This is a genomic window from Pirellulales bacterium (genome assembly GCA_019694435.1).
Taxonomy (GTDB): domain Bacteria; phylum Planctomycetota; class Planctomycetia; order Pirellulales; family JAEUIK01; genus JAIBBZ01.
The window spans coordinates 19,490-34,269 of the sequence record JAIBBZ010000031.1 but is presented as its reverse complement, the minus strand read 5'-3'; the positions used below and the strand labels follow the sequence as shown (position 1 = coordinate 34,269).

At 64.2% G+C, this 14,780-nt stretch carries 14 protein-coding genes; 5 read left to right on the top strand and 9 right to left on the bottom strand.

Annotated elements, in window-relative coordinates; translation table 11 throughout:
• The gene (locus K1X74_18735) at positions 1 to 927 is read right to left on the bottom strand and encodes an endonuclease/exonuclease/phosphatase family protein (protein MBX7168379.1); all 927 of its coding nucleotides are present in this window, start codon (positions 925 to 927) and stop codon (positions 1 to 3) included.
• Between the two features lie 30 nt (positions 928 to 957).
• On the bottom strand, positions 958 to 1,761 hold the full coding sequence (gene lptB, locus K1X74_18730) for an LPS export ABC transporter ATP-binding protein (GenBank protein MBX7168378.1): 804 nt from the start codon (positions 1,759 to 1,761) through the stop codon (positions 958 to 960).
• 276 nt (positions 1,762 to 2,037) lie between these two features.
• Between lptB and K1X74_18725 the strand changes: the two genes are divergently transcribed.
• Both K1X74_18725 and K1X74_18720 read left to right on the top strand, forming a co-directional pair.
• A complete protein-coding gene (locus tag K1X74_18725; protein MBX7168377.1) occupies positions 2,038 to 2,712 on the top strand; it encodes a hemolysin III family protein in 675 nt (224 codons plus the stop codon).
• Positions 2,713 to 2,918: 206 nt separating this feature from the next.
• Positions 2,919 to 5,501, top strand: a complete 2,583-nt coding sequence (locus K1X74_18720) for an NF038122 family metalloprotease (protein ID MBX7168376.1) — start codon at positions 2,919 to 2,921, stop codon at positions 5,499 to 5,501.
• On the opposite strand, the gene K1X74_18715 is transcribed toward K1X74_18720, so the two are convergent.
• The 3 genes from K1X74_18715 to fae form a co-directional block, all read right to left on the bottom strand.
• Positions 5,502 to 6,524 carry a molybdopterin-dependent oxidoreductase gene (locus K1X74_18715; GenBank protein MBX7168375.1) on the bottom strand — a complete coding sequence of 341 codons (1,023 nt, stop codon included), beginning with the start codon at positions 6,522 to 6,524 and terminating at the stop codon, positions 5,502 to 5,504.
• A gap of 37 nt (positions 6,525 to 6,561) precedes the next feature.
• Entirely contained in the window at positions 6,562 to 7,443 is an 882-nt protein-coding gene (locus K1X74_18710) for a bifunctional NADP-dependent methylenetetrahydromethanopterin dehydrogenase/methylenetetrahydrofolate dehydrogenase (protein MBX7168374.1), read from the bottom strand.
• A gap of 116 nt (positions 7,444 to 7,559) precedes the next feature.
• Complete coding sequence (fae, locus tag K1X74_18705; GenBank protein MBX7168373.1) at positions 7,560 to 8,057, bottom strand: formaldehyde-activating enzyme; 498 nt, start codon at positions 8,055 to 8,057, stop codon at positions 7,560 to 7,562.
• A 371-nt stretch (positions 8,058 to 8,428) separates the two neighbouring features.
• On the opposite strand from fae, the gene K1X74_18700 reads away from it, so the two are divergent.
• Complete coding sequence (locus K1X74_18700) at positions 8,429 to 8,935, top strand: CAP domain-containing protein (protein ID MBX7168372.1); 507 nt, start codon at positions 8,429 to 8,431, stop codon at positions 8,933 to 8,935.
• A gap of 107 nt (positions 8,936 to 9,042) precedes the next feature.
• On the opposite strand, the gene K1X74_18695 is transcribed toward K1X74_18700, so the two are convergent.
• Positions 9,043 to 10,545 (bottom strand): TadE/TadG family protein, encoded by a 1,503-nt coding sequence (locus tag K1X74_18695; protein ID MBX7168371.1) that lies wholly within the window; start codon positions 10,543 to 10,545, stop codon positions 9,043 to 9,045.
• Positions 10,546 to 10,846: 301 nt separating this feature from the next.
• Here K1X74_18695 and K1X74_18690 point away from each other — a divergent pair, with 301 nt between their 5' ends.
• Positions 10,847 to 11,989 (top strand): ATP-grasp domain-containing protein, encoded by a 1,143-nt coding sequence (locus tag K1X74_18690; protein ID MBX7168370.1) that lies wholly within the window; start codon positions 10,847 to 10,849, stop codon positions 11,987 to 11,989.
• Positions 11,990 to 12,064: 75 nt separating this feature from the next.
• Here the strand turns inward: K1X74_18690 and K1X74_18685 are convergent, their stop codons facing one another.
• Both K1X74_18685 and K1X74_18680 read right to left on the bottom strand, forming a co-directional pair.
• On the bottom strand, positions 12,065 to 12,679 hold the full coding sequence (locus tag K1X74_18685; protein MBX7168369.1) for a DUF1080 domain-containing protein: 615 nt from the start codon (positions 12,677 to 12,679) through the stop codon (positions 12,065 to 12,067).
• Between the two features lie 94 nt (positions 12,680 to 12,773).
• The gene (locus K1X74_18680) at positions 12,774 to 13,547 is read right to left on the bottom strand and encodes a 1-acyl-sn-glycerol-3-phosphate acyltransferase (GenBank protein MBX7168368.1); all 774 of its coding nucleotides are present in this window, start codon (positions 13,545 to 13,547) and stop codon (positions 12,774 to 12,776) included.
• 113 nt (positions 13,548 to 13,660) lie between these two features.
• On the opposite strand from K1X74_18680, the gene K1X74_18675 reads away from it, so the two are divergent.
• Positions 13,661 to 14,158: a YfcE family phosphodiesterase gene (locus K1X74_18675; protein ID MBX7168367.1), complete on the top strand. Its 498-nt coding sequence runs from the start codon at positions 13,661 to 13,663 to the stop codon at positions 14,156 to 14,158.
• Positions 14,159 to 14,188: 30 nt separating this feature from the next.
• On the opposite strand, the gene rimI is transcribed toward K1X74_18675, so the two are convergent.
• Positions 14,189 to 14,659 (bottom strand): ribosomal protein S18-alanine N-acetyltransferase, encoded by a 471-nt coding sequence (rimI, locus tag K1X74_18670; protein MBX7168366.1) that lies wholly within the window; start codon positions 14,657 to 14,659, stop codon positions 14,189 to 14,191.
• Between the last annotated feature and the right edge of the window lie 121 nt (positions 14,660 to 14,780).

Genomic DNA, 14,780 nt, shown 5'->3' with positions numbered 1-14,780 from the left:
TCATTCCCCAGGCTGGGTCGTGGCCGGTCCCATCAGCTCGACATCGGCCCAATACAACGGGTGATCCGAGACTTCTTCGCGGACCTCGCCGCCAGCGGTCCCGCGCAAGCCGCGCAGGAGAATCCAATCGATCCGACGTTCCGACGAGCCGGCGCCGGCGTCGTCCAGCGCGTCGCGGGCGCCGCGACCAAAGCAGGTGGCTAGGCGCGGATCGTCGCGCGTCGTATTCAGATCGCCCAACAGCATCGCTGGCTCGGCGAGCGACTCGAACAAGTTGCAAACGATCTCGAGTTGGGCCTCGCGATCTTGGCGGCGGTCGATATGGGCGACCAGTACCTTCAGCGGCTTGCCTGATTCCGTCGGTAGCGTGGCAAACAGCAGATTGCGAAACCCGCGGCGCTGCGTGCACGGCAATGGAATACTCTGCCAGGGCGCAACGTTGAACCGGGTCAACAGCGCGTTACCCATGTGGTCCTGCCACCAGCGTCGCTCGGTGGGTGCAAACGCCGCGGCCAAGGAGAGATGGTCGGCCAGGTCGTCCGCCTGGTTGTCGCGATAGGCAATCCAGGGCCCGTCGACTTCTTGCAGCGCGGCAACGTCGATGCCGTGCAGCGCGCGGGCTACGGCCGCGAGATCGACGCCGCCGTCACGCCGGTGCCCTGTGGCAATGTTGAACGTGGCCACGCGAAACCGGCCAGGGACATGCGATGAGGGCTGTTGCCCCACGCTCGCAAGAGTGCCACTGCGGGCGTCGGCCGCATGGCGCCCATTGCCCCACGCGGTCGCGAACACAACCAAGACCAAGACGAAGGCAGCCGTCCGACGATACCGCCGCCGCGCCGGGCGCAAGGCCACCGTTGAGAAGGCAGCGGCATCGAAGCGCTTGCTCGCGCCGGGTGCGGTCGCCTGAGCCGTAGTCGCGGCCATGGTCGGTTCCCACTCTTCGAAACGGCGCCGCTACCGGCGAAAGCGAAAACGCGGCTCGCTCCGAGCCGGGCGATCAGACTCGCTGTGTGGGGGTGGGATGCCGGGCACGCCCAGATCGATCCCTTCGCCGAAGTAGAACTTGCGCGCCTCGGGATTGCGCACGACTTCGTGAGGCGCCCCGTGGCACAGCACGCGCCCCTCGCGAATCACATAGCTGCGATCGGTGATTTGCAACGTCTCGCGAACCTGGTGATCGGTGATGAGGATCGCAATCCCCTGCTCGCGCAGGCTGCACACCATCTCTTGGATGCCTGCGATCGTCACCGGGTCGATGCCCGTGAAGGGCTCGTCGAACAGCAGAATCTTCGGATCGGAGACCAGGCAGCGGGCAATCTCCAGCCGTCGGCGCTCGCCACCCGACAGGCTCATCGCCAATTGCTTGCGGCGCGCGGTGATCTTGAACTGTTCGAGCAGTTCATCGCAGCGGCGGCGCCGTTCGGCCCGGCCCACGCCCAGCATCTCCATCACGCCCAGCAGGTTGTCTTCGACGGTCAGCTTGCGAAAGACGCTCGATTCCTGAGCCAGGTAGCCCATACCGCCTTCGCGGGCGCGGCGATACATCGGCCAGTCGGTCACATCGATATCGTTAAGAATGACTCGGCCCTTGTTGGCCGGAATCATCCCACAGGTCATCCGAAAGCTCGTCGTCTTACCGGCACCGTTGGGCCCGAGAAGCCCGACGATTTCGCCCGGGTCGACGTGAAAATCGACGCCGTCGACGACCTTGCGGCGGCCATAGTATTTGATGAGTCCGTGGGCTTCCAACAATGCCATCGAAGTTGTCGTCCTTGACCGACGTGTCGCGTTCTGGCCGGGGCAAATGCGCAGCTGCCAGCGCGGCGAAAACTTTAGTGCGAGCGACGACTGAACGTCAAGGCTGGCTTACGGTTCGGATCGACCGTGCGGACTCTGTCGAGTGCTGCGACAACTTTGCCCAGCCGCGGCCGTAGCGACCGATATCATGAAGGAAGGTAGCCGCCCCTCGGAAAGCGGTGCGGAAGACCAGGAAACCACGAGTTCGAACGCGAGCCTTCGGCTCGACTGAGAGCAATGCCAGCACTGCAAATGGACAGCCAACCCGGTTTGTCGCCGTTGTCGAATCGCCAGGAAATCGTCAACGGGATTACGCATGGCATGGGCTTTGTAATGGCCCTGCTAGCCGCGCCGTCCGTGGTCTTGTTGGCCATGAAGGAATCCGCCTGGCACATGTTCGGCGCGAGCGTCTATGCGTTCACGCTCGTGTCGCTGTATGCAGCCTCGACTTTGTCGCACGTGTTCCATTTCCATGCGACCTGGCGCCGCATCTTCCGGATGCTCGATCAGGGGTGCATCTACTTGCTGATCGCGGGCACGTATACGCCCTTCGCGGTGGTGTACTTCCACGACGGCTGGTACAGGCTGCTCAACGCGGCGATGTGGACGACGGCTGCGCTGGGGTTCGCCTCGAAGGTGTTCTTCGCACATCGCGTCGACAGCGTGGCTACGTGGGCTTACGTGGTGCTCGGCTGGCTGCCGATCGTCACGGTGCCGCGCGCCATCGAAGTCGTTCCACACGAGTGCCTGCTGCTGATGATCGGCGGTGGCGCGTGCTACACGATCGGGACCTTCTTTCTGATGCTCGACCGCAGGGTTCCGTTCTTCCACGCGGTCTGGCATCTGCTCGTCATCGCCGGCAGCACCTTGCACTACATCGCCATCATCGCTTACGTGCTGCCGCAGCGGTAAGCGACGATCGCCGGCCAGGTAGCCCAATCCGGGCCCGACTTCCAGCACTGCCAGCGGCGGCATTCCTTGCCCGGCTTGTGCAGACGCACAAGAAGTTGACCCCGCGAAATCCCCAGCTAACAATGCCGGAGCCCTGGGCACCGGGCAAGCAGGTTGGTCTCGGCCGCGGCAAGTGAGCGCGGGCGCGACCCTTAGCGGTCCGGGGCATGGCCGTCGTCGTGATTTACGTCGACGCACCGGAGACGACCATGCCGCGCCTATTTGTCCTCCGGCGTCAGCGCGCCTGCCGTCGGGCGAACCAAGAGAGACTCGAACGGCGATTGCTGTTCTCGGCATCGCCGATGGGCTGTAGCTGCCCGCTTTGCTGCGGTCTGAACAACGATGTGGTGAGCGAGGTGGCCAATCTACGGCCTGCCGCCACCACGACGATCGAAGACACGGTCGTCCACCAGCCCCTGCCCTTCGATCTCGGCGACCGTCCGCTGACGCGTGTGGGCGAAGACGCTGTGCTGGAAGAGATCGACGATCAACTCAGCTCTTCAACGGAGAGTGGCGGCGATCCGGCGTCCGACAACGCGTTCGACGGCTTCACGCTGGTCGACGAGCAGACCAGCAGCTTGGGCGGCTTCAATATCGTGCTCAATGCGGGCCCCACGCTCGTGGCCAATGCGGATGCGCTCGCGGCCTTTGAACGGGCAGCCGCGCACTGGGAAGCCATGATCTCCGATCCGATCCTGGTGACCCTGAACGCCGACCTGGCCAATCTCGGCGCGCCGAACGTCATCGGCCAAACGAGCACGGTACTGCTGCAAACCAGCTACAACGCCATTCGCAACGCGATCGTGGCCGACGCCGATGCCGACGATGCGATACTCGCCTCATTGCCGACGGCGGTCCAGTTCACGGCGGTGCTGCCTGCTGGTTTTGGTCTGACGGGTGATCTCATCGCCTCGAAGGCCAATTTGAAAGCCATCGATTATGTCGGCCTCGATACGGCGTTCGGCGCCGCGGACGGCACGATCACGTTCAACACGCAATTCACTTTCGACTACGACAATTCCGATGGCGTCGGCTCGGGCTTGACCGATTTCGAGACCGTGGCCACGCACGAGATCGGCCACGCCCTGGGGTTTATCTCCACCGTCGACACGGTCGATGGACTGGTCGGTGCCGGCTTGACGGGTGACGTTTCGCCGCGCCCGCTCGATCTATTCCGGTTTGCCGATAACGTCGCCGGAAAAGACCCTGCCACGAGCGCAAATTTCACCAACTATTCGCGTACGCTCACCGCGGGCGGAACCGTCATCACCGACGACACGACCCATGAATGGCGCATGTCGACCGGCGTCTCGACGGGCGATGGGCGCCAAGCCAGCCACTGGAAAGACAACAACCTCAGCGGCACGCTGATCGGCGTCATGGACCCCACGCTGGCGCCACAACAAGTGGTACCGGTCAGCTATGCCGACATTCGCGCGCTCGACCTGATCGGCTGGGATATCGTTGCCAATCAGCCGCCCGTGCTCGATCCGATCGGCAATCAGACCATCGCGGAAGGCGCACTCTTGACCTTCACGGCGTCGGCCACCGAACCGGACGGCCAGTCGTTGTCGTTCAGCCTAGGACCGGGAGCCCCGGTGGGTGCGGTCATCGACCCCGTGACAGGCGTGTTTACGTGGACGCCGACGGACGATGTGCCGAGTCCCGTGTCGATCCAAGTCATCGTCAGCGACAACGGCGTGCCGGTGCTCAGCGACTCGGAGACGATTTCCGTCACGGTGCAAAACGTGGCGCCTGCGGCATCGATCAGTCCCGGCGCAAGCGCCCAGTTCCGCGGCGAAAGCGTGAGCTACACCTTGGCCGCGGTCGACCCGGCTGCCGCCGACCAGGCCGGCACCTTCACCTGGGAGATCGACTGGGACAACGACACCCTGTTCGACGAAACGGTCGTGGGCCCCGCGGGCACTACGGTCAGCCACGCGTATGTGACCAACGGAACGCCGACTATCGCAGTTCGCGCCACCGACGACGACGGCGGGACAGGCACCGTGAGCACGACGGCGATCAATGTCACTACCTATGTCGCGCGTTTCAACGGCAGCACGACCGACTTGCTCTGGGGCGGCACACCGGGTTTCGACGGCGTGTTCTTTCTCGGCATCGGCCAGTCCATCTCGATCTTCACACAATTCGAAAACTCGATCCTCGCAATTTCGAACCACATCGTGCCCGGGATTAACGGCCGCATTAAGGCCTATGGGCACGAAGGGCTCGATGTCATCACGGCCGAACTCGTGTCGTCGCGCGTGGTCGAGCTCTACGGCGAGGGAGGCGACGACGCGCTGTACGGCGGTTCTCGCGGTGACTCGCTGTACGGTGGACAGGGCAACGACCTGCTGGTCGGCGGCACTCAGAACACCGACCTGGGCGATCGGCTCTTCGGCGGTGAGGGGCAAGACGTGCTCGTCGGCTATCTCGGCGCCGACACGCTCGACGGCGGCGCGGGCGAAGACTTGTTGTTCTCCGAGCGGTTCGACTTCACGGCCTTCGACGATCTCTATGGAACCCTGGGTGGCACGCAAGGCGTCTGGGCTGGGCCCGAGCCCTATTTGTTGCGCGTCGGCATGCTGTTGCTCGATACGATTCTTCCGGGCACCACGACGCTCGACGATTCGTCAATCGACAAGCTGATCGGCGGCAGCGAACTCGACTGGTTGATCTTCAGCTTCGGCGAAGACATTGCCGATGTGCCCGAGTTCGGCGAACAGCAAACCGACGCCAGTCCCTGATCAGGCGATCGCGGCCGACGCCTGTCGCAACAGCGTGGATTGCTCGGGCATGAGCTGCTCGAGGGCCGCAGCGTCGAAGCGCGTGCGCGCGTCGACGCGGGTATCGCCGGGCGAGTTCGGCGCGAACAAGGTCGCCGCCGTGAGCAGGGCCTGCGAAAAGTCGGCCCCCCGCAGGTCGGCCCCGATGAACGACGCCCCCTCGAGATCGGCGCCGTGAAAAACCGCGTCGCACAGATCGGCGCCATCGAAATGCGCGTTCGACAGGTTGGCGCCGGAAAAATCCGCGAACTTCAGCACCGCATTGCCAAAACGTGCGTCACGCAACAAGGCATCGCGCGCGACGAGCGCGGTTAAGTCGTGGCCTGCCGCGTCCATGCCGCACAGCTCGGCCGCCGAAAAGTCGCGCGCGGCCAGCCGGCGGCGCACTTCGGCCCGATCGAGCTGCGGCGCCAGGTAGCGCTGCTCGCGCCACGGATCGGCCTGATTGTGATAGCCGGCCGTGCGTTCCCAGTAGCCCAGCACGTCGTCGGCAACCAATTCGATCCGCGCGAGCCACTTGAGGCTCTTGTAAAAATACCGGCCCGGAACGATCAGCCTGAGCGGCCCGCCATGCGCCGCATCCAGCGCATGCCCGTCGGCAGCCACGGCCACCAGCGGATCGAGCGCACCCAGATCGGCCAGGGGTAGCGACGTGCTGTGCCGGCGACTGCTGCGGGCGACAAAACTGACGTAACGTGCTTCGGGCTGCGGCTGCGCGCGTGCCAGGACATCGAGCAGCGGCCAACCTTGGAACAGCACACCGAACATCGACCACCGCGTCACACAGTGAATGTCGATTTCCCGCTCGACGCGCGCCGAGCGCTGCACTTCGGCCAGCGGAATGCGCAGCGGTTGCGCGACCAGGCCCGTCACCTCGAGTTGCCACGGGTCGGCAGCCTGCTCCGGCGCACGTTCGCCAATCACGGGCCAACGGCCCGGCGCGGCAAGTTGCTGACCCGGCGGCAAGCGATGCTCGGCGGCCATCGATCGTTGGTCCAGGCGATGCCCGGCCTCTCGGGGCTCAGACGCCCAACTCTCGGCCCAGCTCGAAGATCTCTTCGGCGTCGAGCACGGCATTGTTGCGTTCGAACAATCGTCGCAGGGCCGCCTTATGGATTTTCATCTTCAAGCCTCCCACGCCGAGCGCGCCGTAACACGTCACGCCGTCCTGTTCGCGCGCCTTGTCGGTCGGCTCGATGCCCGCGAGCCCCGTCGGGGGAACGGCGTTCAGGTCGACCGCCACGCGCAAAGGCACCAGCGCCCGACGCTGATCGACGCTGAGCAGCTCGGCGCCGGCCGCGCCCGCGGCAATCACGACCTGGGCCTCGGCCAAGGCCGACGGGACCTCGCCCTGCGACGGCCAGACAAACGCTTTCAGGCGCGCCCCGGTCACGCGCTGGGCCAACGACTCGCAGACGGCCGCCGCGCGATCGAGCTGCCGCGAGCCCGCCGCGACCTGAGCCCCGGCGCGCGCGAGCAATCGCACGGCGCGTTGGCCGACGGGACCCGTCGCGCCAAGCACCGCGACCCGTGCGTCGTGCAGTTCGAGATGCTTCGATACCGCGAGGACGGCCGCCGCGGCGGTCGTGTTCGCACCGTTGGCGTCGAACATCACCGACAGCCGAAAGGGACCGAAAAAGCTCGCCTGGACGGCTTGCAGAATTTCCTCGCCACGGGCCACGTTCGAACCGCCGACGAACACCGCTGTGCGGTGCAGTTCGTCAATGCCGCGCGTGAACAAGCCGCCGTAAACCAGGTCGCGCACGGCCCGGGGCTCGATGCCGCCGTGCCGAAATAGCTGATCGACGCCGGAATCGACCGCCACCACGGCATCGAACACGCTCGGCTGGGGATCGCCATCGAGCTGAATCAGAATCTTCGGCTTGTCGCTCGTCGCGGCCATCACCGAACCCCTGTCGCCAAACGGGTGCCCCTAACGAACGTGTGCCACTGCACGGGCAGTGGCACACGAGCATAATCAGCGGGGGAAGCGCCCGGCGGCACCTCCCGATCAAGCGATCAGAACCCGCGGAACGGATGCTGGGCTTTGTCCTTGCCGGCGATCATCTCGGCGGCCGAGGGCTTGTTCCCCATGGCGTTGGCGATCGCCATCTTGGTCGCGTCGTAGTTGTACTGATAGATCTTGCGATCGTCTTCCGCGGCCGGGTGGATGAACACGCCGCAGACAATGACCAGGTCCTCCGCCTGCGATTGCGGAATGACGCCGGCGCCGACCGAATCGGCCACGGCCTTGGCCACAGCGGCTTGCGCGGGGCCGAACATCTGCACGGCTTGCTTCATACCCTTGATCGTGACCTTGGTGATCATCACGGTCGCCGGCTTCACGGCCAGGTTGGGCTCGAGCACAGCCAGCAGGTTCGAGTGACCTTCGCTCTGCCGCGCCAGGGCGCTGGCGAACGCGTGACCGACCGGCCCGTCCTTGCTGCCGATCAACAGATCGATATGCGCGATTTCGTTGCCTTCGCCCGAGAGGGCTTCGCCGATCATCATCGACATCTTCGTACTCTCCGTTTGCGTAATGGTGTGTGGTGTGGCGCGCCAATCGCCGCCCAGAGTTCCGTCGATTGTTCAGAGTTCGGTCAACTGCTCAGGCCAATTCGCTGCGCAGCGCTCGTTCGCGGCAGAGTCGGCTGCGAATCGTTCTCGGAATCGCGGAAATTTTCCAGGATGCACGAACTTAGCAAAGCGACCTGCAAATGCAACCCTGCGAAGCGGTTAGCTCAAGAGGCAGGGTTTTCGGCGGCAATTTTACCCGTTGCCAGGGGGTTGAGCCGCCGCGCGCCGCGCGTCTAGCCTGCTGACCACGAGTCGCGCAGGTTTAAGCGACTCGCCGTATCACCACGACGGAAAGAAGGAGGAGTTTGCGGATGGGGACCGAAGCATTTTTCACGGTGGTCAGCTCGCTGGTCTTGTCGGCGGCGCTTGCAGAAGATCCTTCGAACGCGGCGACGACGATCGATCCGGCTGCGACGAATACCGCCACGGCCGCGCCCATGCCGAGCCCGGCGCCGGTTGCGAAGCCTGCTGTCGTTGATCCGGCCAGCACCCTGCTGCCGGTCGAGCAGAACATCATCGCGCAGGTCAACTCCGAGCGCGCGCGCTACGGCCGGCCGCCGTTGGCCATCTCGTTCGGCCTGATGGATTCGGCGCGTCGCCACTGTTCCTGGATGGCCAGCCGGCGATCCTTGCAACACACCTCCGCGGGGGTCGCGGAGAACATCGCCATGGGCCAGACCGATAGCCAGCAAGCGGTCCAAGCGTGGATGAACTCGTCCGGCCATCGGGCGAACATCCTGGGCGGCTATTCGCAGGTCGGCGCAGCGGCCTACCATGCGGCGGACGGCACGTTGTTCTGGTGCTTGCAGCTCCGCTGATCGCCGCCAGGATCGAGCCATACCCCGAAAAGCAACCTGCCCCGGCCGCTCCATGCGAGCGACCGGGGCAGGCGTGTTTACCGGGGAAAGTTCCGTCGCTGCGAGGCTTACTTCACCACCTTCAGCGGACGGCTCTTGGCAATCGACTCGAACGTGTCGAGCAACTGCTCTTCGTACTGGAGCACGCCCTGACCGCCCGGCACGTTGAAGTGCTTGCCGCCAGTCATATCGGCGATCTGCTGCATCAGATTCACGTCGGCACCCGCTCCCAAGCTGATGGCGAAGATCGGGACATGCATGTCCGCCACGGCCTGGGCCTGTTGCAAGGCGTAGGTCCGGCCTTGAGTCTCGTTGCTCGGCCGATTCGCCAGGCCGTCGGTCATCAACACGATCATCTTGTACGCACCCAGCCGGGCATGGGCAGCCAGTTCCTGGCGGCCATAGTAGACACCCGCGCCGATGTTCGTGTAGTGATCGTAGTGACCGGCCTGACGGCCCTGCACCGTGTTGGCAACGCTCTGGAAGTCCGCCGTCAGGCTTTTTTCCAGTTGGCCTGTGCCGTTAGTCGAGTTGTAGATCGCAAACCCGAGACGGTCGTCCGAATCGAGCTCTTCGAGGTAGTCGGCGAACAAGTGCACGGCCGCCTTGAGCTGAGCAATCGGCTGGGCGCTGACGTTGACCAGCGCCGGCGTCTCGCTGTACTTGGGCCGTTGCTCGAGCAGGTAGTTGATCCAGGTCATGTAGCCGTACTTTTTCTTGTACCCGACCGAGTTCAGTACGCTGCTGGTCATCACGTAGTTGACATAGTCGTCCCAACTCCCGCCGGGGAAGGGATATGCCAGGTTCTTGATACCGAGCTGCGTCTTGACCGTCGTCACGTTGGTCGAAGAGATCGAAACCGGCGTCCACTGCATGCTGCCGTAATGCGGCGAGCCCATTTCGGTGTAGATCTGGAACAGGTTCGCAATGATGTTAGCCTTGCCAAACTGCCCGGCCGAACTGAACTCGCTGTCGTCGTTCATCGACGCCGAGAAGTCGAGCACCAGCATGATGTCGCGCGGCTGGTACGTGGCGATCGATTCGGCCGAAACGGAGAATTGATCGCGCCCGAAGATCCGGCCGAAGAACAACGGTTGGCCGGACCGGGTGACCGAGACCTTCACCGCCGACGGCAACGTGGCGACTTCGGTGAACTGTCCGGTTTGCGGATCCCAGTCGCCGGTGGTGATCTCGATATCGTCGTCGAGCGTGGTCACATTGGGGCCACTTCCCGCGCCGTTGCCGCCTTGGTTCTGGTTGTTGTTGTTGTTGTTGCCCGCGAAGTTGAAGCCCGCGCCGCCCACGATGTTCGAGTTGACGAATTCGAGCACCTCGGCATTGGCCGCTTCGGCCCCGTTGACCAGCACACCGGCTCCGGCCAAGGCACCCGCGTCGACCGAACGCTGCAGCTCGGTTTTGACGACGGCCATGTAGCCGACGTCGACGGCGAATGCGACCATGCCCAGCAGGATGACGGACAACAGTGCCGTCAGGATCAACACGTTGCCCCGACGCTCATCGGGACGACGACGCGAGACTCCCGCGCCTGGCAACAGAGGGTGCATGGTCATAGTGAAGCCTCCTGATGTAATAGCTCGAGGTGCGGAACCGCACCAAGACGAGATGGGAAACAACGAGCTATTCAATGCGTACGTCAGGAATTCACCCCTGGCAAAGTGTTCCACGCGAATTCTCGGATTCCCCTTCGCAATCCGTCGCGTCGGTTGCGTCTTGACCTCAGTGGCATTGACCGGAAGCCACGGCGTTGCGATTTGGCAGCGCCGGGACCGGCCTCACGGTAGATCGCCAACCACTGCGACAACGCGTACAACGGTTGCTTGTCACTGATCCGCCGCAGCAGCTCCGCGCGCCATGATGGACCGTTCCGCCAATTTGCTGATTCTCGGCGCCAGTGCCCGCGCCGCTGCTCAAGCCGCGCACCGCTCGGGTTGGCAGGTCGAAGCGATCGACCTGTTTGCCGATGCCGATCTGCAAGCCATTGCACGCTGTACGCGGGTCGGCCGTTTTTCGGCCAGCACACTGGCCGCCGCGCAGAAGAGTAGCTGTTGGGGCTGGCTCTACACGGGCGGATTGGAGAATTACCCGCGACTTGTCGATCGGCTCGCCAGAGCCCACCGGCTCCTCGGCAACCACGGCGCCGTGCTCCGCGCGGTGCGCGATCCCTTTCGCCTCGCACAGGAGTTCGCGGCGGCTGGCTTGGCCGTGCCGGAAGTGCAACGCGCCCCCAGCGGGTTGCCTCGCGACGGCTCCTGGCTGTTGAAGCTCGTTCGAGGTAGCGGAGGATCGCACGTCGTGCCTTGGACCGCCGCGGCCGAAGCCTCATTCGATGCCCGGCGGCATTACCTGCAGCGCCGGATTACAGGGAAGCCGTGTTCGGCCGCGTTCGTGGCCGCGGGCGGACGCGCCTGCCTGGTCGGCATGACCGAGCAACTCCTGGCGCCATCGCCCGGGGAGGGCACACCGTTTCGATATGGAGGATCTATCGGGCCCCTCCGACCGCCCGAAACGCTACGGACCTCGGTAGAGCGTCTTGGCCACCTGTTGGCCGAGCGTTTCTCGCTGCAGGGGCTATTCGGCGTCGACGGTGTGGTGCAAGGCGACACGTATTGGCCGATCGAGATCAACCCGCGCTATGTCGCATCACTCGAGGTGCTGGAAATGGCTGGCTCAGTGCGCCAACTCGGCTCGACCAGCACCATCGCGCTCCACGTCGATGCCTGTGCCGATGGGAAACTTCCCGATGCCGTTCCAAGCACTGTCGAACTGCCCTGGGCCGGCAAGCGAATTGTCTACGCGGCCAGCGCGCTGCGTGTGTCGTCCCCCGTGGCGCAGGCCTGGCTGGAATCGGCACAGGTAGCCGATGTGCCCGTCGCCGGGTCCGAGATCGCGGCCGAGACACCGATCGCGACAGTGCTGGCCACGGGCAGTTCGCGGCAACAAGTGCTCGAACGATTGGATCAGGCGCAGGCCTGGCTGTATGCGCAATTCCGCTAGCGCACCGCCGTCTGGGGGCCAGAGGCCCCCGGCGGCTGCGGACGAGACCATCGCGGTCGAGGCGAGTGCCGGTCTTTACGGCAACTCGCGGATCTGAATGTCCTTGAACCACACCCGCATCGGCGGGCCGACGTGCAACTGCAGCGCGATGATCCCTTCCTTGGCGCCGCTGGAGTCGGTATCGGTGAAATCGACGGTCTTGAAGCCGTTGATTTCCTGGGTGATGTGATTGCCGTCGACCGTCAGCACGTACTCGTTCCAATCGCCCTTGTTGACGTGTTTGCCCACTTCTTGCGGGTCGACGTTGACCAGGATGCCGCGCTTGCCGCCCTCGTCGTACAAGATGCCCATGAATTGATTGTCGGCGATATCGGCCTGATAGCCACGAACGACGTGTTCATCGAAGGCCTTACTGCGGAATTGAATGCCCGAGTTGCCGTTGCGCAGCTTGAACTTCACCTTCAGGACGAAGTTTTTATAGGTCTGTTTGGTGGCCAGAAAAGTGTTCTTCTTGATCGGATGGCCTTCCGTCGTGCCGGCGATGGTGCCGTCCTCGACCGACCACAGGGCGGAGTCGCCGTCCCAACCTTCAAGCGACTTGCCATCGAACAACGGAACGAACGCTTCGTCGGCCAAGACCGGTGCCAGACCCATCAGCAACACCGCCGCCGCGGTGAACGATCGCAACATGAGAACCTCCACGGGCACAAGAAAGGCAAAAGCCGTAACGGCGGACATTCTAGGACGCGCCGTGAGCGTTCGCCAGCCGCCCTGCGTGCGGCAGTCAGCCTTCTTCCTCGTCTTCCATGCCCGGTTTCCAGCGACGCCCGGCCAATTGCGGCTCGAAGTCGTTCGCTCCGGCGAGCCGGGCCATGGCGCGCATCACTTCGCAGGTGACCTCGGCCAGCACGGCCTTGTCCTGATCGCGCCCGTAATACGCCGAGAAATCCATCGGTTCGCCCACGGTCAGCCGCACGCGGGCAAACATGAAGAAACAGCCCCACGAAGTGCCGTCGTACGGCGCACCCTTTACATAGCAGGGCACCACCGGCACCTTGGCTCGCAAGGCGATCAGCGCCACGCCCGGGCGCCCGGGCAGCAGCACGGCTGGCGTGTCGTTTATGCGCCCCTCGGGGAACATTCCCACCAGTCCGCCTTGTTCCGCGTACCGAATCGCCATTTTTGTCGCGGCGGTGTCGATCCCGTTCCGATTACAGGGAATCACGCCCAGGGCACGCATCATGCCGGCCAGGCCCGGCCGCAGACTGTATTCGCGGGCCACCATCCAATGAACCGTGCGATGCACGCCCATCTGAATAAACGCCGGATCGATCGGGCAACTGTGATTGCAAACGATCACGGCGCCTTGACCGTCGGGAATGGGTACGGGCCCGCTGATCTTCGCGCGCCAAACTAACCGCGTAAAAAACAAGTAGATTAGCCAGAACGGGAATTGCACCCAGTTGTAGTGCGTGCGCAAGCGATACCAGATGGTCGCAGCGACGAGCGGCAGAAACAGCAGCGAGAGGAAGAGCATGGCGATGTGCGTCGTCGTCATGAGTCCCGGGTGTGCGCCGCGCGTTGGAGGAATGGCAACGCGGACACTATACTCGCGCGAGGTGTGATTCGGGAACCGTCCGCTCCTCGTCCAGCCCGGCTGCCGCTCCAGCGATGTATCTTGCCGTCGTCAGCGATACCCACGGCCACCTCGCGAATGCCCGCGCGGCAGCGCTGCTGCTCGAGCCCTTTGCCCCGGCGTCCGTCCTGCATTGTGGCGACATCGGCACCCCGGCAATCATCGACCGGTTCGCGCAGTGGGAGGCACACTACGTCTTCGGCAATACCGACGGGGACTTGTCCGGCCTGCGCGCCGCGATGGCCGCCGCAGGAAGCCGGTGCCATGATCGCTTTGGCGAACTCGAGCTGGCTGGCCGCCGCATCGCCTTTCTGCACGGCGACGACGAGCGCCTGCTGGCCGCGACGATCGCCGGCGGCGGGTACGACCTGGTCTGCCACGGCCATACGCATCAGGTGCGTCGGGAGCAGCACGGCCGGACGCTGGTGCTCAACCCGGGTGCGCTCTACCGCGCCCGGCCCCATACGATCGCACTCGTGCAATTGCCCGAGTTGACCGTCGAGGTCTTGCGATTGGAGAGCGACGTTCTCTAGCCGGCGGTGATCTCGTTTACCGGCGAAGGTCTAGCCCGCTCGACGCAGGCGATCGATCGGGATCACCGTGGCCGATTCGCCGCGATAGCGATACTGCATCACGTAGGCGTCTTCCGGCGTGTCCTCGTAATACGACCGCAGCACCGACACCGCGCGAAAGCCGACCGATTTGAAGAACAGCTGCGCGGCCAGGTTGGTCTCGCGTACCTCGAGCACGATGCGCGACCGGCGCTGCTGCGAGAGCTTGCCGACCAACTTGGCCGACATCTGCGCGCCGACGCCGCGCCGGCGGGCCGATTCGCGGACGGCAAAGTTGAGGATGTGCAGCCGCGTGCGGTGCAACTCGTAAATCATGAAGCCGACGATGCGGTCGTCGTGCTCGGCCACCATGCCGATGCAGTTGCGCTGACGCAGGCAACGCACGAAATCGTCGTCCTGCCAGGCAAATTCGAAGGACTCGTTTTCGATCTCGAGCACCTCGGGCATGTCGCGGCGAATCATCCAGCGAATGTGGACGCGCAATTCCTGCTTCGGCAGCTCCCGCTTAGGCACCGAACTCATCGAGGGCTCCTTCCGTGCTGACCCCAAACACCGCGGTCGCCCTGAGGCGCTGCGGCGCAGA